The organism is Segatella baroniae DSM 16972 = JCM 13447, assembly GCF_000426585.1.
GTDB lineage: Bacteria > Bacteroidota > Bacteroidia > Bacteroidales > Bacteroidaceae > Prevotella > Prevotella baroniae.
Genome location: NZ_AUFQ01000043.1, coordinates 1 through 1,585 on the forward strand (window position 1 = coordinate 1; position 1,585 = coordinate 1,585).

Sequence of the window (1,585 nt, forward strand, 5' to 3'; positions counted from 1 at the left end):
AGACATTCGGACAACTTCATAAAACGACTCCTTGACATAGTTGATGGACCTTCGGGTGTCATCTCCGATAAGACTGTTGCGTTTTACCTATAATTCTGAAGAAGTAAATTGTTGGGCGGATACGTCCGTGTCAACTCATAGAAGTTTGTCTGATAGGTATGTTGTTCGTGGTCATTCCGTACCCGGCGTTTCCATGTCGGGCTGGTGGCTGGTGCTTCTTCTAAAGTCATCGTACTTAGGAACTTCACGATAAGTGATTGATAAATAAATAGTTAATAAATAACAAATATTTTCCAATTATTTGGATAGCAACATAGAAGACATGTCAGACGAATTTGATATAAGGGAAGAACGGCTCTCTTCCGCCGAAAAAGACTTCGAGAACGCGCTGCGACCCCTGCGCTTCGCCGACTTCAACGGCCAGCCCAAGGTGGTGGAAAACCTGGAGGTGTTCGTGGAAGCGGCCAAGTATCGCCGCGAACCGCTCGACCACACCCTGCTCTACGGGCCGCCGGGACTGGGCAAGACGACGCTGAGCAACATCATCGCCAACGAACTGGGCGTGGGATTCAAGATCACCAGCGGGCCCGTCCTCGACAAACCGGGCGACCTGGCGGGCATTCTGACGTCGCTGGAACCCAACGACGTGCTCTTCATCGACGAGATACACCGCCTCTCCCCCGTGGTGGAGGAATACCTCTACTCGGCCATGGAGGACTACCGCATCGACATCATGATCGACAAGGGGCCGTCGGCACGCTCCATACAGATAGACCTCAACCCCTTCACGCTCGTGGGAGCCACCACCCGCAGCGGCATGCTCACCGCTCCGTTGCGGGCCCGCTTCGGTATCAACATGCACCTGGAATACTACGACCCCGCGACGCTGAAGCGCATCATACGCCGCTCGGCCACGCTGCTGAGGGTGCCCATCGAGGACGACGCGGCCGACGAGATAGGACGACGGAGCCGCGGCACGCCCCGCATCGCCAACTCGCTGCTGCGACGTGTGCGCGACTTCGCACAGGTGAAGGGCAACGGCACCATCACCACTTCCATCACCCAGCTGGCCCTCAAGGCCCTCAACATCGACCAATACGGCCTCGACGAAATCGACAACAAGATTCTGCTGACCATCATCGACAAGTTCCGAGGCGGTCCGGTGGGCGTCGGCACCATCGCCACGGCCATCGGCGAAGACGCCGGAACGGTGGAAGAGGTCTACGAACCCTTCCTCATCATGGAGGGATTCATCAAGCGCACGCCACGCGGACGCATGGCCACGCCCCTGGCCTACAGCCACCTGGGACGCAACAATATGATGATACATGGCGAGGGGGAACTCTTTGCCTCCCCCGGCCCCTCCCAAGGAGGGGAGGGCCTGACGGATTGACGACCCACCCTGGAATACACAAATACCCACCCCGGCCCTCCCAAAGGGAGGGTGAACTAATGAACGGAAACTGCTCATTTCACACTTCCCATTTCACGATTCACAACACCTGTTTTGCCTTGACGTTTGCTCAAGTTGAGCATTTAATATCTGTTTTGCTTTGGCGTTTGCTCAAATTGAGCATTTAACATC

1 protein-coding gene is annotated in these 1,585 nt (G+C 55.8%); it reads left to right on the forward strand.

All coding sequences use genetic code 11. The features are described 5' to 3' along the window. The first annotated feature begins 322 nt into the window (after positions 1–322). Positions 323–1,393: a Holliday junction branch migration DNA helicase RuvB gene (gene ruvB / locus K334_RS14105; RefSeq protein ID WP_025882328.1), complete on the forward strand. Its 1,071-nt coding sequence runs from the start codon at positions 323–325 to the stop codon at positions 1,391–1,393. The last annotated feature ends 192 nt before the right edge of the window (positions 1,394–1,585 follow it).

Excerpts from the sequence above, each read along its gene's own strand:
- ruvB (WP_025882328.1), top strand. The coding sequence starts at position 323 with ATGTCAGACGAATTTGATATAAGGGAAGAACGGCTCTCTTCCGCCGAA.